Origin of the sequence: Streptoverticillium olivoreticuli subsp. olivoreticuli, assembly GCF_003391135.1 — a bacterium.
GTDB lineage: Bacteria > Actinomycetota > Actinomycetes > Streptomycetales > Streptomycetaceae > Streptomyces > Streptomyces blastmyceticus.
This window is the reverse complement of record NZ_CP031455.1, coordinates 4,222,856-4,248,625: the sequence shown is the minus strand read 5'-3', so window position 1 is coordinate 4,248,625 and position 25,770 is coordinate 4,222,856. Positions and strand designations below refer to the sequence as shown.

The 25,770-nt window shown below is 68.2% G+C and carries 16 protein-coding genes and 3 rRNA genes; 15 read left to right on the top strand and 4 right to left on the bottom strand.

The genetic code is table 11. The annotated features are described in order from the left end of the window. Window positions 1–197 precede the first annotated feature (197 nt). The 5 genes from ahcY to rrf all read left to right on the top strand — a co-directional run bounded on the left by ahcY (window position 198) and on the right by rrf (window position 8,141). The gene (gene ahcY / locus DXZ73_RS18475) at window positions 198–1,655 is read left to right on the top strand and encodes an adenosylhomocysteinase (protein WP_116212089.1); all 1,458 of its coding nucleotides are present in this window, start codon (window positions 198–200) and stop codon (window positions 1,653–1,655) included. A gap of 102 nt (window positions 1,656–1,757) precedes the next feature. Further along, a complete protein-coding gene (locus DXZ73_RS18470; protein WP_116212088.1) occupies window positions 1,758–2,372 on the top strand; it encodes a hypothetical protein in 615 nt (204 codons plus the stop codon). A 648-nt stretch (window positions 2,373–3,020) separates the two neighbouring features. Then, a 16S ribosomal RNA gene (locus tag DXZ73_RS18460) occupies window positions 3,021–4,544 on the top strand. Window positions 4,545–4,826: 282 nt separating this feature from the next. Further along, a 23S ribosomal RNA gene (locus DXZ73_RS18450) occupies window positions 4,827–7,951 on the top strand. Window positions 7,952–8,024: 73 nt separating this feature from the next. Then, window positions 8,025–8,141, top strand: a 5S ribosomal RNA gene (rrf, locus tag DXZ73_RS18445). The 16S, 23S and 5S rRNA genes sit together here, the layout of an rRNA operon. Window positions 8,142–8,278: 137 nt before the next feature. Here the strand turns inward: rrf and DXZ73_RS18440 are convergent. Next, entirely contained in the window at window positions 8,279–9,529 is a 1,251-nt protein-coding gene (locus DXZ73_RS18440) for a DUF7544 domain-containing protein (protein WP_116212086.1), read from the bottom strand. A gap of 187 nt (window positions 9,530–9,716) precedes the next feature. Here DXZ73_RS18440 and mtnA point away from each other — a divergent pair, with 187 nt between their 5' ends. From mtnA to DXZ73_RS18405, 7 genes are all read left to right on the top strand, one after another. Next, complete coding sequence (gene mtnA, locus DXZ73_RS18435) at window positions 9,717–10,874, top strand: S-methyl-5-thioribose-1-phosphate isomerase (RefSeq protein ID WP_116212085.1); 1,158 nt, start codon at window positions 9,717–9,719, stop codon at window positions 10,872–10,874. Between the two features lie 142 nt (window positions 10,875–11,016). Then, window positions 11,017–11,694: a two-component system response regulator MtrA gene (gene mtrA, locus DXZ73_RS18430; protein ID WP_003968748.1), complete on the top strand. Its 678-nt coding sequence runs from the start codon at window positions 11,017–11,019 to the stop codon at window positions 11,692–11,694. A 1-nt stretch (window position 11,695) separates the two neighbouring features. Next, window positions 11,696–13,759 carry an MtrAB system histidine kinase MtrB gene (gene mtrB / locus DXZ73_RS18425; RefSeq protein WP_116212084.1) on the top strand — a complete coding sequence of 688 codons (2,064 nt, stop codon included), beginning with the start codon at window positions 11,696–11,698 and terminating at the stop codon, window positions 13,757–13,759. Continuing rightward, the gene (locus DXZ73_RS18420; RefSeq protein ID WP_240351402.1) at window positions 13,749–15,569 is read left to right on the top strand and encodes an LpqB family beta-propeller domain-containing protein; all 1,821 of its coding nucleotides are present in this window, start codon (window positions 13,749–13,751) and stop codon (window positions 15,567–15,569) included. Before mtrB ends, DXZ73_RS18420 begins: the two co-directional genes overlap by 11 nt. 78 nt (window positions 15,570–15,647) lie before the next feature. After that, window positions 15,648–16,463 (top strand): ComF family protein, encoded by an 816-nt coding sequence (locus DXZ73_RS18415; protein ID WP_116212083.1) that lies wholly within the window; start codon window positions 15,648–15,650, stop codon window positions 16,461–16,463. A gap of 249 nt (window positions 16,464–16,712) precedes the next feature. Beyond that, a complete protein-coding gene (hpf, locus tag DXZ73_RS18410; protein WP_205519181.1) occupies window positions 16,713–17,402 on the top strand; it encodes a ribosome hibernation-promoting factor, HPF/YfiA family in 690 nt (229 codons plus the stop codon). A 247-nt stretch (window positions 17,403–17,649) separates the two neighbouring features. Further along, window positions 17,650–18,393, top strand: a complete 744-nt coding sequence (locus DXZ73_RS18405; protein WP_116212082.1) for a response regulator — start codon at window positions 17,650–17,652, stop codon at window positions 18,391–18,393. A gap of 178 nt (window positions 18,394–18,571) precedes the next feature. Here the strand turns inward: DXZ73_RS18405 and DXZ73_RS18400 are convergent, their stop codons facing one another. Beyond that, a complete protein-coding gene (locus tag DXZ73_RS18400) occupies window positions 18,572–19,783 on the bottom strand; it encodes a winged helix-turn-helix domain-containing protein (protein ID WP_116215688.1) in 1,212 nt (403 codons plus the stop codon). Window positions 19,784–19,838: 55 nt separating this feature from the next. Beyond that, entirely contained in the window at window positions 19,839–20,429 is a 591-nt protein-coding gene (locus DXZ73_RS18395) for a GNAT family N-acetyltransferase (RefSeq protein WP_116212081.1), read from the bottom strand. A gap of 281 nt (window positions 20,430–20,710) precedes the next feature. Here DXZ73_RS18395 and secA point away from each other — a divergent pair, with 281 nt between their 5' ends. After that, complete coding sequence (gene secA / locus DXZ73_RS18390; protein WP_116212080.1) at window positions 20,711–23,536, top strand: preprotein translocase subunit SecA; 2,826 nt, start codon at window positions 20,711–20,713, stop codon at window positions 23,534–23,536. 89 nt (window positions 23,537–23,625) lie between these two features. Here secA and DXZ73_RS18385 read toward each other — a convergent pair whose 3' ends face one another. Continuing rightward, complete coding sequence (locus tag DXZ73_RS18385; protein WP_205519180.1) at window positions 23,626–24,081, bottom strand: Rv3235 family protein; 456 nt, start codon at window positions 24,079–24,081, stop codon at window positions 23,626–23,628. A 325-nt stretch (window positions 24,082–24,406) separates the two neighbouring features. Here DXZ73_RS18385 and DXZ73_RS18380 point away from each other — a divergent pair, with 325 nt between their 5' ends. Both DXZ73_RS18380 and DXZ73_RS18375 read left to right on the top strand, forming a co-directional pair. Beyond that, window positions 24,407–24,910, top strand: coding sequence for a DUF6912 family protein (locus tag DXZ73_RS18380; protein ID WP_116212079.1), 504 nt, complete (start codon window positions 24,407–24,409; stop codon window positions 24,908–24,910). A 73-nt stretch (window positions 24,911–24,983) separates the two neighbouring features. Further along, on the top strand, window positions 24,984–25,655 hold the full coding sequence (locus DXZ73_RS18375) for an HAD family hydrolase (protein ID WP_116212078.1): 672 nt from the start codon (window positions 24,984–24,986) through the stop codon (window positions 25,653–25,655). The last annotated feature ends 115 nt before the right edge of the window (window positions 25,656–25,770 follow it).

Below are 25,770 nucleotides of genomic sequence, written 5' to 3'. Positions count from 1 at the left end.
GCTGCTGATGGCGGTCGGGCGGCCCGCGCGACGGACCGGCCGAGGGAGAGAGGGCCTCCGACGGACTGCGCTGCGGCCAGGGGACAGGTGTATCCGGACAGGTGCCAGCCACCTGCCGGTCGGCCGCCGTCCCGGCAGACTGACCGCGTGCACAGCCGTACCCATCCTCGCTCGCCCCTTCAGGAGGAGCAGCCCGTATGACCACCACCTCCACCGGTCAGGACTTCAAGGTCGCGGACCTGTCGCTGGCCGTTTTCGGTCGTAAGGAGATCACCCTCGCCGAGCACGAGATGCCCGGTCTGATGGCGATCCGCAAGGAGTACGCGGAGGCGCAGCCGCTGGCCGGCGCCCGAATCACCGGCTCGCTGCACATGACGGTGCAGACGGCCGTGCTCATCGAGACGCTGGTCGCACTGGGCGCTCAGGTGCGTTGGGCGTCCTGCAACATCTTCTCCACCCAGGACCACGCGGCCGCGGCCATCGCGGTCGGCCCCGAGGGCACCCCGGAGAACCCGCAGGGCGTGCCCGTCTTCGCCTGGAAGGGCGAGACGCTGGAGGAGTACTGGTGGTGCACGGAGCAGGCGCTGACCTGGCCCGGCATCGCCACCGGCGGCCCCAACATGATCCTGGACGACGGCGGCGACGCCACCCTCCTGGTGCACAAGGGCGTCGAGTTCGAGAAGGCCGGCGCGGCCCCGGACCCGTCGACGGCGGACAGCGAGGAGTACGCGCAGATCCTCACGCTTCTGGGCCGCACGCTGGGTGAGAGCCCGCAGAAGTGGACCCAGCTGGCGTCCGAGATCCGCGGTGTCACCGAGGAGACCACCACCGGCGTCCACCGCCTGTACGAGATGCAGCAGGCCGGCTCGCTGCTCTTCCCGGCGATCAACGTGAACGACGCCGTCACCAAGTCGAAGTTCGACAACAAGTACGGCTGCCGCCACTCGCTGATCGACGGCATCAACCGCGCCACCGACGTCCTCATCGGCGGCAAGGTCGCGGTCGTCTGCGGCTACGGCGACGTGGGCAAGGGCTGCGCCGAGTCGCTGCGCGGCCAGGGCGCCCGCGTCATCGTCACCGAGATCGACCCGATCAACGCCCTCCAGGCGGCGATGGACGGCTTCCAGGTCACCACCCTGGACGAGGTCGTCGAGATCGCCGACATCTTCGTCACCACCACGGGCAACAAGGACATCATCATGGCCGCCGACATGGCCAAGATGAAGCACCAGGCCATCGTGGGCAACATCGGCCACTTCGACAACGAGATCGACATGGCCGGCCTGGCGAAGATCCCCGGCATCGTCAAGGACGAGGTCAAGCCCCAGGTCCACACCTGGACGTTCGCCGACGGCAAGGTCCTGATCGTCCTCTCCGAGGGCCGTCTGCTGAACCTGGGCAACGCCACCGGCCACCCGTCCTTCGTGATGTCGAACTCCTTCGCGGACCAGACGCTGGCCCAGATCGAGCTCTTCACCAAGCCGGAGTCGTACCCGACCGACGTCTACGTACTGCCGAAGCTGCTCGACGAGAAGGTGGCCCGCCTCCACCTCGACGCGCTGGGCGTCAAGCTGACGACGCTCCGCCCGGAGCAGGCCTCGTACATCGGGGTCAAGGTCGAGGGCCCGTACAAGCCGGACCACTACCGCTACTGATACCGCTGCCGTGGCCGCTGACGGCAGCCACCGCAGAAGCCGGCGCACAGGCCCCCGCCCTCCTCGGTGGGGGCCTGTCCCGTTCCCGTCAAGGACCCCACCATGCCCCGCGGCCGCTACTCCCTTCACGACCCGCACGACCACACCCCCCTCGGTGAAGAGCACTTCCACTGCGCCACCGGCCCCTCCGGCTGGCGCTATGTCTCCCAGCTCACCGCCCCCTCCGGCGATCACACCGGCTCCGTCGACCTCACCCTCGACGACCTCGGCCGCCCGATCCGCCTCCAGCTGCACGCGGCGAGCTGGCAGGTGCGGGGCGCGGCCCTCGACGGCGTGACCTGGGTGCGCACCGATCCGACCGGCGAGCACGCCACCGAGGGCAATGTGCCCGCGCACGCCTTCACCGGCGCCTCCCCGGCCTTCCACGTGGCCCTGGCCCGGCTGCTGCGGCTGACGCCCGGCGAGGGCGCGAAACGGATCCGGCTCGTCGGCTTCACCTCCCCCGTGCTGGCTCCCCGCACCTTCGACCAGGCGTGGGCCCTGGTCGACAGGACAGCACACCCGACTGACAACGGGGTGCTGACGGTGGACGAGTACCAGGTCAGCGACCTGGAGACGGGGGAGCAGCACAGCGTGCACCTGGCCGGGGACGTGGTCCTCGCGGCGCCCGGCATCGAACTGGAGGAGCTGGAGAGCCCGCCGTCGTCCTTCGCCTGACCTTCACCTGCCCGACGGACGATGTGCGCCGGGCCGTTCCGGCCTGGTAGTGTCCTACTCGCTTCGCAAAACCCGTTGACACGGGCGGCGCGAGGAGGTAGATTCGAACGGTTGCCGGGAGCTGGACAGCTCCGGTCGCAACGGTTAGAATCTGAATCGCTTCGGTGCCGGATTCAATTCGCACGGAGCACACCTCATCTCCTTATGAGAAGCAAAAAGGCCGATTAGCTCGGCCGAAACGCTTCTGATAAAGTCGGTGAAGCCGGAAAGCGAACAGCTGGAAGGCAAACCCCGCTCCAACAGGGGGCCGGAAACGGAATTCGGACCGACCGCTTCTTCTAGAAGCGGGGGGCACGGAAAACGGATCTGGTAAGGTTGGAAACACGAAATACCGAAGGGAAGCGCCCGGAGGAAAGCCCGAGAGGGTGAGTACAAAGGAAGCGTCCGTTCCTTGAGAACTCAACAGCGTGCCAAAAGTCAACGCCAGACTATAAAATACCCCGTCCCTGGCCTTCTGGTCGGGACGCGGTTCCTTTGAAAAAGTCCTTCCTTAGGGAAGGCACACAGCGAGGACGCTGTGCACGGCCGGGCTTATTCCGCCTGGCTGTGCCGCTCAACGCGAGTGTCGCACCCGATTACGGGTAAACATTCACGGAGAGTTTGATCCTGGCTCAGGACGAACGCTGGCGGCGTGCTTAACACATGCAAGTCGAACGATGAAGCCTTTCGGGGTGGATTAGTGGCGAACGGGTGAGTAACACGTGGGCAATCTGCCCTGCACTCTGGGACAAGCCCTGGAAACGGGGTCTAATACCGGATAATACCTGCCGAGGCATCTCGGTGGGTTGAAAGCTCCGGCGGTGCAGGATGAGCCCGCGGCCTATCAGCTTGTTGGTGGGGTGATGGCCTACCAAGGCGACGACGGGTAGCCGGCCTGAGAGGGCGACCGGCCACACTGGGACTGAGACACGGCCCAGACTCCTACGGGAGGCAGCAGTGGGGAATATTGCACAATGGGCGAAAGCCTGATGCAGCGACGCCGCGTGAGGGATGACGGCCTTCGGGTTGTAAACCTCTTTCAGCAGGGAAGAAGCGCAAGTGACGGTACCTGCAGAAGAAGCGCCGGCTAACTACGTGCCAGCAGCCGCGGTAATACGTAGGGCGCAAGCGTTGTCCGGAATTATTGGGCGTAAAGAGCTCGTAGGCGGCTTGTTGCGTCGGATGTGAAAGCCCGGGGCTTAACCCCGGGTCTGCATTCGATACGGGCAGGCTAGAGTTCGGTAGGGGAGATCGGAATTCCTGGTGTAGCGGTGAAATGCGCAGATATCAGGAGGAACACCGGTGGCGAAGGCGGATCTCTGGGCCGATACTGACGCTGAGGAGCGAAAGCGTGGGGAGCGAACAGGATTAGATACCCTGGTAGTCCACGCCGTAAACGTTGGGAACTAGGTGTGGGCGACATTCCACGTCGTCCGTGCCGCAGCTAACGCATTAAGTTCCCCGCCTGGGGAGTACGGCCGCAAGGCTAAAACTCAAAGGAATTGACGGGGGCCCGCACAAGCAGCGGAGCATGTGGCTTAATTCGACGCAACGCGAAGAACCTTACCAAGGCTTGACATACACCGGAAACGGCCAGAGATGGTCGCCCCCTTGTGGTCGGTGTACAGGTGGTGCATGGCTGTCGTCAGCTCGTGTCGTGAGATGTTGGGTTAAGTCCCGCAACGAGCGCAACCCTTGTTCTGTGTTGCCAGCATGCCCTTCGGGGTGATGGGGACTCACAGGAGACTGCCGGGGTCAACTCGGAGGAAGGTGGGGACGACGTCAAGTCATCATGCCCCTTATGTCTTGGGCTGCACACGTGCTACAATGGCCGGTACAATGAGCTGCGATACCGCGAGGTGGAGCGAATCTCAAAAAGCCGGTCTCAGTTCGGATTGGGGTCTGCAACTCGACCCCATGAAGTTGGAGTTGCTAGTAATCGCAGATCAGCATTGCTGCGGTGAATACGTTCCCGGGCCTTGTACACACCGCCCGTCACGTCACGAAAGTCGGTAACACCCGAAGCCGGTGGCCCAACCCTTGTGGAGGGAGCCGTCGAAGGTGGGACTGGCGATTGGGACGAAGTCGTAACAAGGTAGCCGTACCGGAAGGTGCGGCTGGATCACCTCCTTTCTAAGGAGCATATGGCCGACTGCGAGCGAATGACTCGCACGGTTGCTCATGGGTGGAACGTTGACTATTCGGCACGATCGGTTGGTGAGTGTTAGTACTGCTTCGGCGTGGAACACACTTTGTCAACTGGTCGGGCCGGGCACGCTGTTGGGTATCTGAGGGTACGGAACTTAGGTTTCGGACCTTCGCGATGCCGGCCCCAGTGCACTCGGCGCTTTATGCGGCGGGGTGATGGGTGGCTGGTCGTTGCTTGAGAACTGCACAGTGGACGCGAGCATCTGTGGCCAAGTTTTTAAGGGCGCACGGTGGATGCCTTGGCACCAGGAACCGATGAAGGACGTGGGAGGCCGCGATAGGCCCCGGGGAGCTGTCAACCGAGCTTTGATCCGGGGGTGTCCGAATGGGGAAACCCGGCAGTCGTCATGGGCTGTCACCCGCTGCTGAACACATAGGCAGTGTGGAGGGAACGCGGGGAAGTGAAACATCTCAGTACCCGCAGGAAGAGAAAACAACCGTGATTCCGGGAGTAGTGGCGAGCGAAACCGGATGAGGCCAAACCGTATGTGTGTGATACCCGGCAGGGGTTGCGCATGCGGGGTTGTGGGATCTCTTTTTCATGGTCTGCCGGCCATGAGACGAGTCAGAAACCGTATGGATAGGCGAAGGACATGCGAAAGGTCCGGCGTAGAGGGTAAGACCCCCGTAGCTGAAATCTGTACGGCTCGTTTAAGAGACACCCAAGTAGCACGGGGCCCGAGAAATCCCGTGTGAATCTGGCGGGACCACCCGTTAAGCCTAAATATTCCCTGGTGACCGATAGCGGATAGTACCGTGAGGGAATGGTGAAAAGTACCGCGGGAGCGGAGTGAAATAGTACCTGAAACCGTGTGCCTACAAGCCGTGGGAGCGTCGCTGTATGTGCTTGCACATGCAGTCGTGACTGCGTGCCTTTTGAAGAATGAGCCTGCGAGTTTGCGGTGTGTTGCGAGGTTAACCCGTGTGGGGAAGCCGTAGCGAAAGCGAGTCCGAATAGGGCGGTTGAGTAGCGCGCCCAAGACCCGAAGCGGAGTGATCTAGCCATGGGCAGGTTGAAGCGGAGGTAAGACTTCGTGGAGGACCGAACCCACCAGGGTTGAAAACCTGGGGGATGACCTGTGGTTAGGGGTGAAAGGCCAATCAAACTCCGTGATAGCTGGTTCTCCCCGAAATGCATTTAGGTGCAGCGTCGTGTGTTTCTTGCCGGAGGTAGAGCACTGGATAGGCGATGGGCCCTACCGGGTTACTGACCTTAGCCAAACTCCGAATGCCGGTAAGTGAGAGCGCGGCAGTGAGACTGTGGGGGATAAGCTCCATGGTCGAGAGGGAAACAGCCCAGAGCATCGACTAAGGCCCCTAAGCGTACGCTAAGTGGGAAAGGATGTGGAGTCGCAGAGACAACCAGGAGGTTGGCTTAGAAGCAGCCACCCTTGAAAGAGTGCGTAATAGCTCACTGGTCAAGTGATTCCGCGCCGACAATGTAGCGGGGCTCAAGCGTACCGCCGAAGTCGTGTCATTCCAGCATGAAGGGCCAACGCCCGCTGGGATGGGTAGGGGAGCGTCGTGTGCCGGGTGAAGCAGCCGCGGAAGCGAGTTGTGGACGGTTCACGAGTGAGAATGCAGGCATGAGTAGCGATACACACGTGGGAAACGTGTGCGCCGATTGACTAAGGGTTCCTGGGTCAAGCTGATCTGCCCAGGGTAAGTCGGGACCTAAGGCGAGGCCGACAGGCGTAGTCGATGGACAACCGGTTGATATTCCGGTACCCGCTTTGAAACGCCCAATATCGAATCAGGCGATGCTAAGTCCGTGAAGCCGCCCTGGATCCTTCGGGTGAAGGGGAGTGGTGGAGCCGACGGACCAGACTTGTAGTAGGTAAGCGATGGGGTGACGCAGGAAGGTAGTCCAGCCCGGGCGGTGGTAGTCCCGGGGTAAGGGTGTAGGGCGTTGTCCAGGCAAATCCGGACAGCATGAAGCCTGAGACCTGATGCCGAGCCGATTGTGGTGAAGTGGATGATCCTATGCTGTCGAGAAAAGCCTCTAGCGAGTTTCATGGCGGCCCGTACCCTAAACCGACTCAGGTGGTCAGGTAGAGAATACCGAGGCGTTCGGGTGAACTATGGTTAAGGAACTCGGCAAAATGCCCCCGTAACTTCGGGAGAAGGGGGGCCATTTCCGGTGATGGAATTTACTTCCTGAGCTGGGGGTGGCCGCAGAGACCAGCGAGAAGCGACTGTTTACTAAAAACACAGGTCCGTGCGAAGCCGTAAGGCGATGTATACGGACTGACGCCTGCCCGGTGCTGGAACGTTAAGGGGACCGGTTAGCTCCATTTCGGTGGGGCGAAGCTGAGAACTTAAGCGCCAGTAAACGGCGGTGGTAACTATAACCATCCTAAGGTAGCGAAATTCCTTGTCGGGTAAGTTCCGACCTGCACGAATGGCGTAACGACTTCTCGACTGTCTCAACCATAGGCCCGGTGAAATTGCACTACGAGTAAAGATGCTCGTTTCGCGCAGCAGGACGGAAAGACCCCGGGACCTTTACTATAGCTTGATATTGGTGTTCGGTTCGGCTTGTGTAGGATAGGTGGGAGACTGTGAAGCGGGCACGCCAGTGTTCGTGGAGTCGTCGTTGAAATACCACTCTGGTCGTGCTGGATGTCTAACCTGGGTCCGTGATCCGGATCAGGGACAGTGTCTGGTGGGTAGTTTAACTGGGGCGGTTGCCTCCTAAAGAGTAACGGAGGCGCCCAAAGGTTCCCTCAGCCTGGTTGGCAATCAGGTGTTGAGTGTAAGTGCACAAGGGAGCTTGACTGTGAGACCGACGGGTCGAGCAGGGACGAAAGTCGGGACTAGTGATCCGGCGGTGGCTTGTGGAAGCGCCGTCGCTCAACGGATAAAAGGTACCCCGGGGATAACAGGCTGATCTTCCCCAAGAGTCCATATCGACGGGATGGTTTGGCACCTCGATGTCGGCTCGTCGCATCCTGGGGCTGGAGTCGGTCCCAAGGGTTGGGCTGTTCGCCCATTAAAGCGGTACGCGAGCTGGGTTTAGAACGTCGTGAGACAGTTCGGTCCCTATCCGCTGTGCGCGTAGGAATATTGAGAAGGGCTGTCCCTAGTACGAGAGGACCGGGACGGACGAACCTCTGGTGTGCCAGTTGTCCTGCCAAGGGCATGGCTGGTTGGCTACGTTCGGGAGGGATAACCGCTGAAAGCATCTAAGCGGGAAGCCTGCTTCGAGATGAGTATTCCCACCCCCTTTGAGGGGTTAAGGCTCCCAGTAGACGACTGGGTTGATAGGCCAGGTGTGGAAGACCGGTAACGGTTGGAGCTGACTGGTACTAATAGGCCGAGGGCTTGTCCTCAGTTGCTCGCGTCCACTGTGTAGGTTCTGAAGTAACGACCGTGTTGCTATCCGGTTGGTTAATTTCATAGAGTTTCGGTGGTCATAGCGTTAGGGAAACGCCCGGTTACATTCCGAACCCGGAAGCTAAGCCTTTCAGCGCCGATGGTACTGCATGGGGGACCGTGTGGGAGAGTAGGACGCCGCCGAACAATTTTTAGCCTCAGGCCCCGGGTCATAGACCCGGGGCCTGAGGCATTTTTGCGTTCAGGAACAATGCCTCGAAAACAATGCAGTGAAAAGCGTCGGTCCCGGGATCTCATGATCCCGGGACCGACGCTTTTTTGGGTTATTCGCCCGAGCCCGCGGCGCGTACGAGTTCGAGGTCGAGGGACTCACGGCGGATGCGCTGGTCCGTGTAGAGCAGCGCGGTGACCGCGGCCGTGACCGGGAACGCGAGAGTGGAGCTGATGACCGCGCCGATACCCGCGACGATGAGCGTGGGCCAGCTGGTGCCGTCACTCGTACCGGAGCCGCCCGCCACGAGCGTCTCGACGACGCCCACCGGCAGCTGCGCGATCATGGAGACCACAAAGGTGAGGGCCACGGCGAGGAGCTGTACGCCGAAGACGCGCCACCAGGCTCCCCGCACCAGCTTCGCCGAGCGGCGCATGCTCGCGACGACGCCCTGCTTCTCCAGCATCAGCGCCGGCACCGCCAGGCTGTAACGGATCCACAGCCAGGCACCGGCCACCAGCGATCCCAGGCCGCCCAGCAGCGCGAGCGCGGATCCCGCCGTCTCCGCGCCCGCCGCGGCGACCAGCAGACCGACGCCCAGACCGGCGGCGAAGACGGCGCAGATCATCAGCGGCAGCAACACCAACAGGCCGAACATCCCGGCCAGTTGGGGCCGCGCGCTCCGCCACGCCTCGCCGATCGTGCTCGTACGCCCCAGGATCGCGCGGCTGACCATGACCGTCAGCATGGCCGTGGCGATGATCGAGCCGATCAGGCCGATCGCCCAGGTGACGCCCACGCCACCCAGGCTGCTGCCTATGGCGTCCAGGAGCTCCTTGGGGGTCATGGTCTCGGAATCGGTGAGCGACTGGAGATCCGGGACATCGCGGAACCACAGGCCGGTGACCACGGTCGCCACCGTCTGGGTGCCGACCGCGAGGGCGAGCGAGATCCCCAGGGCCGTACGCCACTGGACGCGTACCGTCCGGATCGCGCCGTCGATGATCTCGCCGACGGCGAGCGGCCGCAGCGGGATCACGCCGGGCTGGGGAGCGCGCACCGGAGGCGTCCAGTTGCCCCAGCCGCCACCCGCCGCCTGCGGTCCCCAGCCGCCGCCGGGCTGCTGCTGCCGCCCGCTGTTGGCGTGGGCGCGCTCCCGGGTGGTGCGGCGGGTCTGCGGGGGAACCGCGGAGGGCGTGGACCACTGGCCGCCGGGCGGCTGCTCCCGGGCCCACTGTGAGCCCCGTGCGTCCTCGCCCGTAGGGGGCACCTGGTCTGCGGGCGTGGGCTCTTCCGGCACGACCGGGGGCTGCTCGTCGGAGGGAGGGGGCCCGGGCGAGTTCCGGCCCGGAGTGTCGTTCATGTGTCTGTCGCTCCTTCTCGGTACCCGTCCGCCGGTGCGGCTCCCGGGCAATTGCCAGCAATCGTGTCACGGTGCCCGGACGCCCGGACGGGACCGCGATCGAACCGTGGCCGGGGAGGGGGCTCGTACGAGGGAGGAATGGAAAGGGGACCTTCAATAGTCGGGTCCCGGCGGGCAGACTGGACAGATGGCTGATCACTTCGCGGCACCCGTGGATCCCGTCGAATGTTCCGTCTCGCCGGCCCTGCGCTGGGACGAGCTGCCGGAGGGGCCCGTGGTCGTGCTCCTCGACCAGCGGCGGCTCCCGGCCGAGGAGGCGGAGCTGCTGTGCACGGACGTGCCCGCGCTGGTGGAGGCGATACGCACGCTCGCGGTGCGGGGCGCGCCGCTGCTCGGCATCGCGGGTGCCTACGGTGTGGCGCTGGCCGCCGCGCGGGGTTTCGACGTGGAGGAGGCAGCCGGGCTGCTGGCCCGTGCGCGCCCGACGGCCGTCAACCTCGCGTACGGGGTGCGACGGGCGGCCGGTGCGTACGAGGAGGCCCTCAAGGGCGGTGCGGACGGTGCCCGGGCCGCCGCGGCCGCGCTCGCCGAGGCCCGGGCGCTGCACCGGGAGGACGCCGAGGCCAGCGCGCGGATGGCGGCGCACGGGCTGGCGCTCCTGGAGGAGCTGCTGCCCGGCGGCGGATATCGCGTCCTCACGCACTGCAACACCGGTGCCCTGGTCTCCGGCGGTGGCGGGACCGCCTTCGCGGTGGCCGCCGCGGCACACAGCGCGGGGCAGCTGAGGCGCCTGTGGGTGGACGAGACGCGCCCGCTGCTGCAGGGCGCGCGGCTGACCGCGTACGAGGCGGCGCGCGCCGGCATGGCGTACACCCTGCTCACGGACAACGCGGCGGGCTCGCTCTTCGCGGCGGGCGAGGTGGACGCGGTCCTGATCGGCGCGGACCGCATCGCCGCCGACGGTTCGGTGGCGAACAAGGTGGGCAGCTATCCGCTGGCGGTGCTGGCCCGCTATCACCATGTGCCGTTCATTGTCGTGGCACCGACCACCACGGTGGACCTGGGAACCCTGGAGGGTGCCGCGATCGAGGTGGAGCAGCGGCCGGGGCACGAGGTGACGGAGTTCTCCGCGCCCGCCGTGGCGGGTGTGACGGCGGAGCCGGGTGCGGGAGTGCCCGCGGCGCCGCTGGGCACCCAGGCGTACAACCCTGCGTTCGATGTCACACCACCGGAGCTGGTGACCGCCGTCGTCACCGAGAACGGGGTGGTCTCACCGGTCACCCGGACGGGGCTGGCCGAGCTGTGCGCCGGGCAGGGAAAGGGAACGGGGAGTGGGCAGGGCTGAATTTCCCGCATGATGTCCGCGGCTGTCGAAGAGGGCCGATGATCTCCGAGGTCAACGGGACACACCGAAGAATGCCGCTCGCCACAGGTGAGCTCGGTCACCCGGCTCTATGGACCGGATGCGAAAATGGGATGATGTCGATATGAAGGGACGCGTCCTTGTCGTCGACGACGACACCGCACTGGCCGAGATGCTCGGCATTGTGCTGCGTGGTGAGGGTTTCGAGCCGTCGTTCGTAGCGGACGGCGACAAGGCACTTGCTGCTTTTCGTGAGGCAAAACCAGATCTCGTACTGCTCGACCTGATGCTGCCCGGAAGGGACGGCATCGAGGTGTGCAGGCTCATCCGGGCGGAGTCCGGGGTACCGATCGTGATGCTGACCGCGAAGAGCGACACGGTCGATGTGGTGGTCGGGCTGGAGTCCGGCGCCGACGACTACATCGTCAAGCCGTTCAAGCCGAAGGAGTTGGTGGCCCGGATCCGGGCACGTCTGCGCAGGTCCGAAGAGCCGGCGCCGGAGCAGCTGACGATCGGTGACCTGGTCATCGACGTGGCCGGGCACTCGGTGAAGCGCGAGGGCCAGTCCATCGCGCTGACCCCGCTGGAGTTCGACCTGCTGGTCGCGCTGGCCCGTAAGCCGTGGCAGGTGTTCACCCGCGAGGTGCTTCTGGAGCAGGTCTGGGGCTACCGCCATGCCGCGGACACCCGCCTGGTGAACGTGCATGTGCAGCGGCTGCGCTCCAAGGTCGAGAAGGACCCGGAGCGGCCGGAGATCGTGGTGACCGTGCGCGGTGTGGGTTACAAGGCCGGGCCGAGCTGACATGTCGGGCAACGGTGCCGCTCCGGAGTGGGGCGCGGGGCGGCCCGTCGATACGGCGGGCGGCATATCTCTCTTCCGGCGGCTGTGGCGCGCCGGACGGCTGCTGCCCGACGGCGCGGCCTCGGGGCCGGTCCATCCGGTGCTGAGGCTGTACGTGCGCTGGGTGAGGCGCCCGCTGCTGCCCGCGATGCGGCTGTGGCGGCGCAACATCCAGCTGCGGGTGGTCGCAACCACCCTGCTGATGTCCGTCGGTGTGGTGCTGCTGCTCGGCCTCGTCGTCATCGGGCAGGTGCGCAACGGCCTGCTGGAGGCCAAGCGGCACGCCTCGCAGAGCCAGGCGGAGGGCGGCTTCAAGGCGGCGCGGGACTTCGCGGACGGTGCCGACAACCGTGGCCAGGACGCCTCGCAGTCCGGCGTTCGCGGCATGGACTCGGGCACCTGGCTGACGACCCTGGTGCAGCAGCTCTCCAGCGGTGGCCAGGGTGTCTACCACGTGGTGGCCCTCAGCGCGGACAGCGGTGGGGCGTCGGCCGTCGGCGCCCGCGGCCCGCGCGCTTCCGGGGACATCGACCCCGAGCACAGCATCCCCGCCGACCTGCGCAAACAGCTGAACAGCCAGACGGGCGCGCTGGAGCGGTCCGCGTCGGTCAAGCACAGCCCCTCGGACGAGGGCGAGCCCGCGCTGGTGGTCGGCAAGCGGCTGTACGACAACAACAACAAGGCGTATCAGCTCTACTACCTCTTCCCGTACACCCAGGAGGAGAAGTCGCTGACCCTGGTCAAGACCACGCTGGCGACCGCCGGGGTGTTCGTGGTGGTGCTGTTGGGCGCCATCGCGTGGCTGGTGGTGCGGCAGATCGTCACGCCCGTGCGGATGGCGGCCGGGATCTCCGAGCGGCTCGCGGCGGGTGTCCTCCAGGAGCGGATGAAGGTCACCGGCGAGGACGACATCGCCCGTCTGGGTGAGGCCTTCAACAAGATGGCACAGAACCTCCAGGTGAAGATCCAGCAGCTGGAACAGCTGTCCCGGATGCAGCGCCGCTTCGTGTCCGACGTCTCCCATGAGCTGCGCACTCCGCTGACGACCGTGCGGATGGCGGCGGAGGTCATCCACGAGGCGCGTGACGACTTCGACCCGGTCACCGCGCGCTCGGCGGAGCTGCTGTTCGGGCAGGTCGACCGCTTCGAGTCGCTGCTGTCCGACCTGCTGGAGATCAGCCGGTTCGACGCGGGCGCGGCGGCGCTGGAGGCCGAGCCCATCGACCTGCGGGACGTGGTGAACCGGGTGGTCGACGGTGCCCTGCCGCTGGCGGAGCGCAAGGGCAGCAAGCTGCTCGTGCGGGGCGACGAGCAGCCGGTGATCGCGGAGTCCGACGCGCGGCGTGTGGAGCGCGTGCTGCGGAACCTCGTGGTCAACGCGGTCGAGCACGGCGAGGGCCGGGACGTGGTCATACGGCTCGCGGCGGCCGGTGGCGCGGTCGCGGTCGCGGTGCGCGACTACGGCGTGGGGCTCAAGCCGGGCGAGGCGACGCGTGTCTTCAACCGCTTCTGGCGGGCCGACCCGGCGCGGGCCCGTACGACCGGTGGCACCGGGCTCGGCCTGTCGATCGCGGTGGAGGACGCCCGGCTGCACGGCGGCTGGCTGCAGGCGTGGGGCGAGCCGGGCGGCGGTTCGCAGTTCCGGCTGACGCTGCCGAGCACGGCCGGGGACACGCTGCGCGGTTCGCCGATCCCGCTGGAGCCCGACGACTCGCGGCGCAACCGCGGTCTGAACGAGGCCGGGGTGCCGCTGGGCGTGTCCGGCCGCGGCGGGGGCGTACCGGCGCAGCCGGGGCCGCAGGGCCCGGTGCCCGCGCCCGTACCGGCGCAGATGCGGAGCGCACCGCCCGCGGTCGATCCGACGGCGCTGCCGGGCAGCGGTGCGCGCGTGGTGGCGCGGCCGGGCGGTGCGACGCCGTACGACAAGGGCGGCGCGGACGCGATGGACAAGGACCTGGCGGACAAGGGCGCCGCCGACGAGGCCGGGGCCGGCCCGGGACGTGAGGGGCAGGCGCGTGGGCGCTGAACGACGGGGACGCCGTCAGCGGCTCGCGGGGATCGTCGCGCTGGTGCTCGGCGGGGCGCTGCTGGCCGGCTGCGCGTCGATGCCGGACAGCGGCGAGGTCACCTCTGTCGACTCCTCGCAGCGCGCCGACGGCGACTCGCAGGTGCGGGTCTACGGCGTGCCGCCGCACAAGGGAGAGCAGCCGCAGGACCTGGTGACGGGCTTCCTGGAGGCCACGACCAGCGACGACCCGGACTACGCCACGGCCCGGATGTATCTGACGAAGAACGCGAAGCGGACGTGGAAGCCGTCCGAGGTGACGACGGTGCTGTCCGAGCCACCGAAGGTGGACGTCTCGCGCACGGGCGAGCGGAAGCAGGACTTCGCCGTCGCCCTGAACGGCAAGCAGGTCGCCAGGGTCGACGACAAGCACGCGTACAAGCCGGACGAGCAGGACTACGGCAAGCAGATCCGGGTCGCCCAGGAGGACGGCGAGTGGCGGATCGACGCGCTGCCGCCCGGACTGGTGCTCGGGCTCGCCGACTTCCAGCGCATCTACCGCTCGGTCAACAAGTACTACTTCGCCGAGCTGGGGGTGAGCGGGGTAGGAGAGGGCCGCAATGTGCTCGTCGCCGACCCCGTCTATCTGCGCAAGCGCATAGATCCGGTGACGTCCTCGGTGAACGCGCTGCTGGACGGGCCGACGACCTGGCTCGACCCGGTCGCGACCACGGCCTTTCGCGAGGGCACGCGCGTGGTCGACCAGCGGCTGTCGCTGGACGACTCCAACGCCTTGAAGGTGCGGCTCAACGGCCGGGCGAACGGCACCAGCGAGGAGCAGTGCCTGCGGATGGCCGCGCAGGTCCTCTACACCGTGCAGGACCAGTCGGCCAAGGTCAGCCAGGTCACGCTGCAGCGCGAGAACGGCTCCCAGATGTGCGTGCTGCCGAGGGATCAGGCGCGGCAGTACGCGCCGGACCAGACGGCGGGTCATCCGGACCGGCAGTATTTCGTCGACGCGCAGCACCGGATGGTGAGCATCGCCGACGGTGAGGACGATCCGCAGCGGGTCGCGGGTCCGTTCGGCGCGGAGGGACCGGTCCAGCTGCGTTCGGTCGCGGTCGCCCGGAACGAGAAGCGGGCCGCCGGGGTGACGGCCAACGGGCAGTCGCTGTACGTCGCCGGGCTGGAGGGCGGAGCGGCCCTGGGCGACCCCCGGCTGACGGTGCGGGGCGGGACCAAGGCGGGGCTGACGGCGCCGAGTTGGGACGGGCTGGGCGACCTGTGGGTCGCGGACCAGGACCCGGACCGGCCGCGTCTGCTGCGCCTGCCCGGCGGTACGGGCACGCCGGAGGAGGTCCAGGTGCCCCGGCTCGACGGCGGGCGGATCACCGGGCTGCGGGTGGCGGCGGACGGGGTGCGCATCGCGCTGCTGGTGACGAAGGGCGACCGGACGACGCTGAAGCTGGGCCGCGTGGAGCGGCACGGCGGTGTGGGCCGGATGACGCTGTCGGTGCAGGAACTGCGTTCCGTCGCGCCGAGGTTGGAGCAGGTCGACGCGGTGTCGTGGGCGGGTGGAAGCCGGTTGCTGGTCGCGGGCAGCGAGCAGAACGGCCTTCAGCAGCTGTTGTACATCGAGACCGACGGCTCGCTGTCGAACGCCTCGGCGCTGCCGGGCATCACCGGGGTGCGGGGGATCGCCGCCGCGGAGAACGCGGCCAAGGCGCCGACGCTGGTCGCGGAGCGCGACGGCGGGATCGTGCGGCTGCTCCAGGACACCAACTGGAAGCTGGTGACCAAGGAGGGGTCGGCCCCGGTCTATCCCGGGTAGCGGGTCTTTCCCCGAGGCGGTGACCAGGAGTTATCCACAGGGGTGGCAGGGGTTGCCGCACGGCGGGACAGTAGGACCATGCGCAGGTGGTGGCAGGAGATCACCGGCCTGGTGCTGCCGGTCGACTGTGCGGGGTGCGGCCGGTGGCGGACCGTGTTGTGCGAGGAGTGCCGCGTGGCGCTGAGCGGGCGCCCGCCGCACCGGGTATGGCCGGACCCGGTGCCTGTGGGGCTGCCGCCCGTGCACGCCGCGGCGCGGTACGGCGACAGGGTGCGATCGGTGCTGCTCGCGCACAAGGAACGGGGCGCGCTGGCACTGGCGGGCCCGCTGGGCGCCGCGCTGGCGGAGGCGGTGCGGTCGGTGGTGGACGGGGCGGGGAGGGGCGAGGGGGAGGTGGGGAGGGGCGGGGGAGGCCCCCTGTTGCTCGTTCCCGTGCCGTCGGCGCGGCATGCCGTCGCGGCGCGGGGGCACGATCAGGGGCGGCGGATCGCGATGGCCGCCGCGGGAGTGCTGCGGCGGGCCGGTGTGCCCGTCCGGACGGTGGCGGTGCTGCGGCAGCGCAGGGCCGTCGCGGATCAGGCGGGGCTGGACGCGCGGCAGCGGTTGACGAATGTGTCCGAGGCCCTGGGGGTAGTCAAGGGGGCAGAGGGGCTGTTGTGCCGGAAGGGTCCGGTGGTGCTGGTGGATGACCTGATGACGACGGGGGCATCGCTGACGGAGGCGGCGCGGGCCGTCTCCCTGGCCGGCGGGTGGCTGCTCGGCGCCGCCGTGGTCGCCACTGTCGAGCGTACGTCCGCCGGGCGCGCCCCGCAGATAAACGGAACCGACCGGGAACGCCACTCGTTGGTGAGGGAAACGGCAGGAAAACACCTGAATGGGGGTACGCCCCGGTAGGGGCTACCGACAGGCGTCCGGGCGAGATATGTTCGGTTGTGAGGAACGGCAAGGGCTATGCCTCATATCTCCGAATGGCGCGTTTCGTGCGCTTTCGCAGAAGCTTGAAGTCGATGGGGTGTAGATCTTGTCGATGGGGGAGGAGGAGGTGAAACCGCCAAGTCGGTGGCTCCGGGGCATCCCCGGGGCTTGTTGCAAGAGGGATGCGCTCCGCACCTTCTGCGGGGCGATCCGGGAACGGAGTTCTGCGTGGACATCGTCGTCAAAGGCCGCAAGACCGAAGTGCCCGAGCGCTTCCGCAAGCACGTGGCCGAGAAGCTGAAGCTGGACAAGATCCAGAAGCTCGACGGCAAGGTGATCAGCCTCGACGTCGAGGTGTCCAAGGAGCCCAACCCCAGGCAGGCCGACCGCTCCGACCGGGTGGAGATCACAGTGCGTTCGCGTGGACCGGTGATCCGTGCGGAGGCGTCGGCAGCCGATCCGTACGCCGCGCTGGACCTGGCCACCAGCAAGCTCGAAGCGCGGCTGCGCAAGCAGAACGACAAGCGTCACACCCGTAGGGGCAACGGACGCATTCCCGCGAGCGATGTCGCGTCGACCGTCATCGGCGCCGCGGAGCTCAACGACAGCGGTGAACTCACTGCGGAGCAGGCGATGGACGGAGTCCCGGTCACCCGGATGGGATCGCTGGAAGTCAGAGGTGAAGGCCCCCTGGTGGTCCGCGAGAAGACCCACACCGCGGCTCCGGTGACGCTCGACCAGGCGCTCTACGAAATGGAGTTGGTCGGCCACGACTTCTATCTGTTCGTCGACTCCGAGACCAAGATGCCCAGTGTCGTCTACCGGCGGCACGCCTACGACTACGGCGTCATCCGTCTCAACGCCGATCCGCTGTTCGAAGCGGAACCCGGCGGGGCGGGCGGAGCGCTCGGCGGCTGAGCCGGGAGGCCCGGCAGGCGGCGGAAGCCTTTCGCGGCCCGCGTCGTAGAGACCCATCCGACGGTGCCCTCGGAGCGCTCAGGCGCTCCCTGGGCACCCTGTGCGACGGCGGGAGCACCGCCCGGTTGCCCGGCATGAAATCATGACGGTCGGCCAACCACCGGCCCGCCGAAACAGGTTGGGACGGCGCAGCACTGTGCAACCGCGAGGGACTCTGGGCCTTCAGGGGTCTTCAGGGGGAGGAACGATGGCGGACAGGTTCGGGCCGGTGCTCGTGCCCGGCGAGGACGACGGCGAGAGCGCCTGCGCGGACCGGGGCGGTGCACGCGAGGAGCCCATCAGGGTCCTGGTGGTGGACGACCACGCGCTCTTCCGCCGGGGGCTGGAGATCGTCCTCGCCCAGGAGGAGGACATCCAGGTCGTAGGGGAGGCCGGGGACGGCGCGGAGGCCGTGGACAAGGCCGCCGACCTGCTGCCGGACATCGTGCTGATGGATGTGCGGATGCCGAAGCGCGGGGGCATCGAGGCCTGCACCTCCATCAAGGAGGTGGCCCCCAGCGCAAAGATCATCATGCTGACGATCAGCGATGAGGAAGCCGATCTCTACGACGCCATCAAGGCGGGGGCGACCGGCTATCTCCTCAAGGAGATCTCCACCGACGAGGTGGCCACCGCGATCCGGGCCGTCGCCGACGGACAGTCGCAGATCAGCCCGTCGATGGCCTCCAAGCTGCTCACCGAGTTCAAGTCGATGATCCAGCGCACGGACGAGCGCCGGCTGGTGCCCGCGCCCCGGCTCACCGACCGTGAGCTGGAGGTCCTGAAGCTCGTCGCCACCGGGATGAACAACCGCGACATCGCGAAGGAGTTGTTCATCAGCGAGAACACGGTGAAGAACCACGTCCGCAACATCCTGGAGAAGCTGCAGCTGCACTCCAGGATGGAGGCGGTGGTGTACGCGATGCGGGAGAAGATCCTGGAGATCCGCTGAGGGCGGGCCGGCCGGCTGCGGTTGCTTCCGGCTGGGGGTCCGGGGGTTACCCCCCGGGAAGGTGCAGTCTGGAGATCCGCTGAGGGCGGGCCGGCCGCGGTTGCTTCCGGCTGGGGGTCCGGGGGTTACCCCCCCGGGAAGATGCAGTCCGGAGATCCGCTGAGGCGCCCGCTCCCGGTCAGGCCAGGGCGCTGACCAGGGCCGCGCCCAGCTTCGTGTCGTCGCAGCGCTCCACGCGTACGGAGTCGCAGCCCACCCACTCGGCCGCCTCCCGCAGGGCCTGCGCCATGGGGGCCACCGCCTTGGGGCCGTCGAGGGACACCTGGCGGGCCACCAGCGTGCTGCCCTCGCGGGCCGGGTCCACCCGGCCCGCGAGCCGTCCGCCGGTCAGCAGGGGCATCGCGAAATAGCCGTGCACCCGCTTCTGCCGGGGCACATACGCCTCCAGCCGGTGTGTGAAGCCGAAGATCCGCTCCGTGCGCGGCCGGTCCCAGATCAGCGAGTCGAACGGCGACAGCAGCGTCGTGCGGTGTCGGCCCCATGCCTCGTCGGCCAGCGCCCGGGGGTCCGCCCACGCGGGCTTGGACCACCCGGCGACCTCGACCGGCACCAGGCCCGTGGCCCCGATGACGGCGTCGACCTGCCCGCCCTTGAGGCGGTGGTAGTCCGCGAGGTCGGCCCGGGTCGCGACGCCCATCGCCGCCCCCGCCTGCGCGACCAGGCGGCGCACGCACTCCTGGTCGTCGAGGTCGTCGTGGAGGAGCGTCTTCGGCACGGCGCGCTCCGCCAGGTCGTACACCCGCTTCCAGCCGCGCCGTTCCGTGCAGACGACCTCGCCCGTGTCGAGCAGCCACTCCACGGCGATCTTCGTCTCGGACCAGTCCCACCAGGGGCCGCCGTTCTTGGCGCCGCCCAACTCCGTGGCCGTCAGCGGGCCGTCCGCCCGCAGCCGGTCGCGGACGGCGGCGCAGGAGCGCTCCGGCTCCTTCATCACGTGCCAGCGGTACCCGCGCGCCTGGATGGCCCGCCGCCGGAACGCGAACAGCGGCCACTCCTCGATGGGCAGGATGCACGCGGCGTGCGACCAGTACTCGAAGCTGTGCGGGGGCTCCGGGGCCCGGTCCGCCGAACGCGGCGTCCAGTAGGCCGACTCGACCGTGGCGCGGCCGACCCCGCCCAGCCGTGCGTACGGCACCAGCTCGTGCGAGCGGGCCAGCACCGAGATCGTGTCCAGCTGCACCGCGCCCAGCCGCCGCAGCACCCCGCGCACCCCGGCCCGCCGGTCGGGGGCGCCCAGCAGCCCCTGCGCACGGAGCGCCATGCGGCGCGCCTCGTCCGCGGACAGGTGGTGTTCGGGCCGGGGGCCTTTGGCAGCGGCGGCAGTTGTCATGCTGGAGACCATGACGCCAGCCTAGGTCCCGGCACTGACAACGCCCCTCGATCCGTCAAGCCCGTTCGGGAAACGGCAGGTAGGGGGTCTCGGACGGCAGTCCCAGGTCCGACGGGAGCAGCGAGCCGGCCCAGGCGTCGCGGCGCGTGCCGGAGTACGGGATCTTCGCGCGGAGGGTGCCCTCCATCCGGAAGCCCACCTTCAGGGCGACCGCCCGGGAGCCCTCGTTCCCGGCCTCCGCGTACCACTCCAGGCGCTCCACGCCCAGCTCCTCGAACGCCCAGCGGGCCACCTCGCGGGCGGCCTCCACGGTGTAGCCGCGGCCGCGCCGCTCCTTGGCCGTCCAGTAGCCCAGCTCGGCCTGGCCGAGGGTGTGCAGCTGCGCGAGCCGCACCAGGCACATCGATCCCACCAGGTGGCCGCCGTCGCGGGTGAACACGCCCCAGGTGTACATGGAGTCCTCGCGCCAGCCGGCCGGGCAGGTCTCCTCGATGAACGTCCGGGCGTCCTCGCGGGTGTAGGGGGAGGGGACGCTGGTGTAGCGCGGGATCTGCGGGTCCTGGCACGCGGCGTGCACGCCGTCGGCGTCGGACGGGGTCAGGGGGCGCAGTGTCAGGCGTTCGGTGGTGAGGCGTACGGGCTCCATGCCGGGGAGTGTGATCGGTGGGTGCCGTCCCGGGCGAGTGATTTTCCCTGTTGACGTCGATCGCGGAGAAATGTCACAGCCCCGGCACCTTCGGGCGGCGCCGTTCGTTCACCGTGCGGGTGACACCTGGCTCAGGCCCTGACGGACCTCCCGGCGCGGTGGGGTCCTCGCTTACGATGGCCGTTGCGGCGGGGACTGTCCCGTCGTGCCCGCGCACCCTTCCCCTGCCTGCGGCGGGGGCAGCCCCAGTGCCAGGCCCGACCGGCAAGGAGTCAGCCTACGTGTCCGTCTTCGGCAAGATCATGCGTGCAGGAGAAGGCAAGATCCTGCGCAAGCTGCACCGCATCGCGGACCAGGTCAATTCCATCGAAGAGGACTTCCTCACCCTCTCCGACGCCGAGCTGCGCGCGCTGACCGACGAGTACAAGCAGCGGTTCGCCGACGGGGAGTCCCTCGACGACCTGCTCCCCGAGGCGTTCGCGACCGTCCGCGAGGCCGCCAAGCGCGTCCTCGGCCAGCGGCACTACGACGTCCAGCTGATGGGCGGCGCCGCCCTGCACCTGGGCTATGTCGCCGAGATGAAGACCGGTGAGGGCAAGACCCTCGTCGGCACCCTCCCGGCGTATCTGAACGCCCTGTCGGGCAAGGGTGTCCACCTGATCACGGTCAACGACTATCTGGCGGAGCGCGACTCCGAGATGATGGGCCGGGTGCACAAGTTCCTCGGTCTGTCGGTCGGCTGCATCCTCGCCAACATGACGCCCGCGCAGCGCCGCGAGATGTACAACTGCGACATCACGTACGGCACGAACAACGAGTTCGGCTTCGACTACCTGCGCGACAACATGGCCTGGTCGCAGGACGAGCTGGTGCAGCGCGGGCACAACTTCGCGGTGGTCGACGAGGTCGACTCCATCCTCGTCGACGAGGCCCGTACGCCGCTGATCATCTCCGGCCCGGCCGACCAGGCCACCAAGTGGTACGGCGACTTCGCCAAGCTGGTCACCCGGCTGAAGAAGGGCGAGCCGGCCAACCCCCAGAAGGGCATCGAGGAGACCGGCGACTACGAGGTCGACGAGAAGAAGCGCACCGTCGCCATCCACGAGTCCGGCGTCGGCCGCGTCGAGGACTGGCTGGGCATCGACAATCTCTACGAGTCGGTCAACACCCCGCTCGTCGGCTATCTGAACAACGCCATCAAGGCGAAGGAACTGTTCAAGAAGGACAAGGACTACGTCGTCATGGACGGCGAAGTCATGATCGTCGACGAGCACACCGGCCGTATCCTCGCCGGCCGCCGCTACAACGAGGGCATGCACCAGGCGATCGAGGCGAAGGAAGGGGTGGACATCAAGGACGAGAACCAGACCCTCGCCACGATCACCCTGCAGAACTTCTTCCGCCTCTACGGCAAGCTCTCCGGCATGACCGGTACGGCGATGACCGAGGCCGCCGAGTTCCACCAGATCTACAAGCTCGGCGTCGTGCCGATCCCGACCAACCGGCCGATGGTCCGCAAGGACCAGTCCGACCTCATCTACCGCACCGAGGTCGCCAAGTTCGACGCCGTCGTCGAGGACATCGCGGAGAAGCACGAGAAGGGCCAGCCGATCCTGGTCGGCACCACCTCCGTCGAGAAGTCGGAGTACCTCTCGCAGCAGCTCGCCAAGCGCGGCATCCAGCACGAGGTGCTCAACGCCAAGCAGCACGACCGGGAGGCGACGATCGTCGCCCAGGCCGGCCGCAGGGGCGCGGTCACCGTCGCGACGAACATGGCCGGCCGCGGCACCGACATCAAGCTCGGCGGCAACCCCGACGACCTCGCCGAGGCGGAGCTGCGCCAGCGCGGCATGGACCCGGTGGAGCACGTCGAGGAGTGGGCGGCCGCGCTGCCGGACGCGCTGGAGCGCGCCGAGGCCGCGGTGAAGGCGGAGTTCGAGGAGGTCAAGTCGCTCGGCGGCCTGTACGTCCTCGGCACCGAGCGCCACGAGTCCCGCCGCATCGACAACCAGCTGCGCGGCCGCTCCGGCCGTCAGGGCGACCCGGGCGAGTCCCGCTTCTACCTGTCGCTGGGCGACGACCTGATGCGCCTGTTCAAGGCCCAGATGGTCGAGCGCGTGATGGCCATGGCCAACGTTCCCGACGACGTGCCGATCGAGAACAAGATGGTCACCCGGGCCATCGCCTCCGCGCAGTCGCAGGTCGAGCAGCAGAACTTCGAGACGCGTAAGAACGTCCTGAAGTACGACGAGGTGCTCAACCGCCAGCGCGAGGTCATCTACGGCGAGCGCCGCCGCGTCCTGGAGGGCGAGGACCTGCACGACCAGGTCAAGCACTTCATGGACGACACCATCGACGACTACATCCGTCAGGAGACCGTCGAGGGCTTCGCCGAGGAGTGGGACCTGGAGCGGCTGTGGGGCGCCTTCAAGCAGCTCTACCCGGTGAAGGTCACCATCGAGGAGCTGGAGGACGCCGCGGGCGACCGCGCGGGCATCACGGCCGAGTTCATCGCGGAGTCCATCAAGGACGACATCCACGAGCAGTACGCCGCCCGCGAGGAGCAGCTGGGCTCCGACATCATGCGTGAGCTGGAGCGGCGCGTGGTGCTGTCCGTGCTGGACCGCAAGTGGCGTGAGCACCTCTACGAGATGGACTACCTCCAGGAGGGCATCGGCCTGCGCGCCATGGCCCAGAAGGACCCCCTGGTGGAGTACCAGCGCGAGGGCTTCGACATGTTCCAGGCCATGATGGAGGGCATCAAGGAGGAGTCCGTCGGCTATCTGTTCAACCTGGAGGTCCAGGTCGACCAGCAGCTGGAGGAGGTCCCGGTCCAGGACCGCGGCGAGCGCACGTCCCTGGAGAAGGAGCCCCAGGAGGCCGTGCCCGCCGGTGCCCGCCCGGAGATCCGTGCCAAGGGCCTCGACGCCCCGCAGCGCCCGGACCGGCTGCACTTCTCGGCCCCCACGGTCGACGGCGAGGGCGGTGTCGTCGAGGGCGACTTCGTCGGCGACGAGGGCCCGACCCGCTCCCCGGCGGACGGCATGACCCGCGCCGAGCGGCGCAAGGCCCAGAAGAACAGCGGCGGCCGCCGCCGTAAGAAGTAACGCCGCACAGCGGCGGATCGCGAGGCGGGGGCGGGGCACACAGGTGCCCCGCCCCCGCCTCGCGCGTACTCCCGCACGGACCGCCCCCGTCACATGCGCGCCCCGCCGAGCTCGACGGCCGAGCACCGCCACCGCCGGTCCGTGTCGTGCTCCAAGCGGAAGGCGAGTGCCTGGAGCCGGTCGCCGGAGACGATCCGGGCGAACGCCTCGATCACCCCGGGCCGGGGCCGGAACTCGTCGCAGCGCCGTACGAACGGGGTCCGGCCCGGTGGCGGGGGCCGCAGCGGCGCCTGCGGGGCCAGCGCGGCGAGCTGGTCGTACGCCGCCCCCACGGTGTGCCCGAGCATCCAGTGCACCGGGCGCTGGCCGCTGAGCGTGAGCAGCAGCCGGTTGGCGAACCAGTAGCGCGGCAGGCCCTCGCGCTCCCGGCGCCGGGCCGCCGGGTCGGGGTGCGGGCGTCCGCTGTCGGCGCGCCGCGGCGGTCCGGTCCTGGCCGCGCGGGCGGTCCTGGCCGGTCCGGTGGAGCCGGTGGTGGTGCGCTGCATGTCGATCGCCCCCGTGATGCCGGGCCCGGTGCCGATACCGGGCGGTGGCCTCGTCGGTGATCTTCTACCGGCGGGCCGCGGAGGGCGGCAAGGACGGGTGGCCGAGGGCGGGGCGGCCGGCCGGTTTCCCCTATCAGGGGCGAGGCGCGGGCGCCGAGGGGGTACCGGGGCCGTTCCCGTGCCTGGTGGGGGCCCTGGCGCAGCCGGGGAGGCGAGCGGGGGAGAGGCGCCTCCACGGGGCCTCCCGGCACTCCGAAGGGGGACTCCCGCCGTATGCTGGCAGCGCGTTCGTTCAGGCTTCAGGATCTTCAGGAAAGCAGCGGTCATGCGCGTCTACGTCCCCCTGACCCTCCCCGGTCTCGCCGAGGCGCACCGGACCGGCCGGCTGGAGCCCGCCCCGCTGCTCGCCTACGCCGTCACCCCCGCGCTGCGCGAGTGGTATCTCTCCGACGACGTCGAGGAGCTGGAGTACGCGGCTCTCGGCCGGGCCGCCGAGGCCTCGCTGCGGATGCTCGCCGGTGCCCCGGGCGCCGCCCGCCGACGTGTCGTCGTCGCGGTCGACGTGGCGGACGGCGCCGCGACCACCGACCCCGACCAGGGCCTGGAGCAGTCCACGCTGGGCCAGGTGCGGCTCGCCGCGGCCGTGCCGCTGGCGAAGGCGGCGGCGGTGCACCTCGACTCCGGCGACGCCGAGGCGGATGTCGCGGCAGCCGCGGCCGCGCTGGGGGCCGCGGACCAGGGCGACGACGACGCCCAGTTCATCGTGGACGGCGCGGAGGACCACGACCTGATGTGGTTCGGCGTCCAGGAGATCCCCGGCCTCATCTGAGAAACGCCCTGGTCACCACGGGTGCCCGGGGCCTCGGGGCGGCTTTGTCGGTGCTGATCGGTACCGTCGTGTCATGGGGAAGCACGGGGCACACATCGTCTGGGACTGGAACGGCACGCTGTTCCACGACACCGAAGCGGTGATGGCGGCGACGAACGCCGCCTTCGCCGAGATCGGCCTGGAGCCGATCACACTGGAGCGGTACCGCGAGCTGTACTGCGTCCCGATCCCGAGGTTCTACGAGCGGCTGATGGGCCGCCTCCCCACCCCGGCCGAGTGGGACCACATGGACCTGGTCTTCCAGCGGCACTACCGCGACCACGCCCCGCGCTGCGGCCTCGCCGACGGCGCCGAGGGCCTGCTGGAGGGCTGGCAGGGCGCGGGCGGCACCCAGTCGATCCTGTCGATGTACGGGCACGACGAGCTCGTGCCCCTCGTCCGCGGCTTCGGCATCGAGCCCAGATTCGTCCGCGTCGACGGGCGTACGGGCCCCTCGGGCGGCAGCAAGGCCGAGCACATGGCCCGCCACGTCGCCGGGCTGGAGGGCATACCGGCGCGGCGGACCGTCGTCATCGGCGACGCCGTCGACGACGCGGTCGCGGCGGCCCACGTGGGCGCCCACGCCGTGCTCTACACCGGCGGTTCGCACAGCCGGAGCAGTCTCGCGGAAGCGGGTGTGACGGTGGTCGACAGCCTGGTGGAGGCCGTCGCCGAGGCGGAGCGGCTCGTCGGCGTCGGGCGCTGAAGCAGCAGGTGGGCAGGGCGGCAGCCGGCCCTGCCGGGGGACAGAAGGGGACAGAGTGCCGGTGGAGTGGAAAGAGCGGCCGCGTCGCTGTCCAGACCGTCAAAGTTCGGGCCCG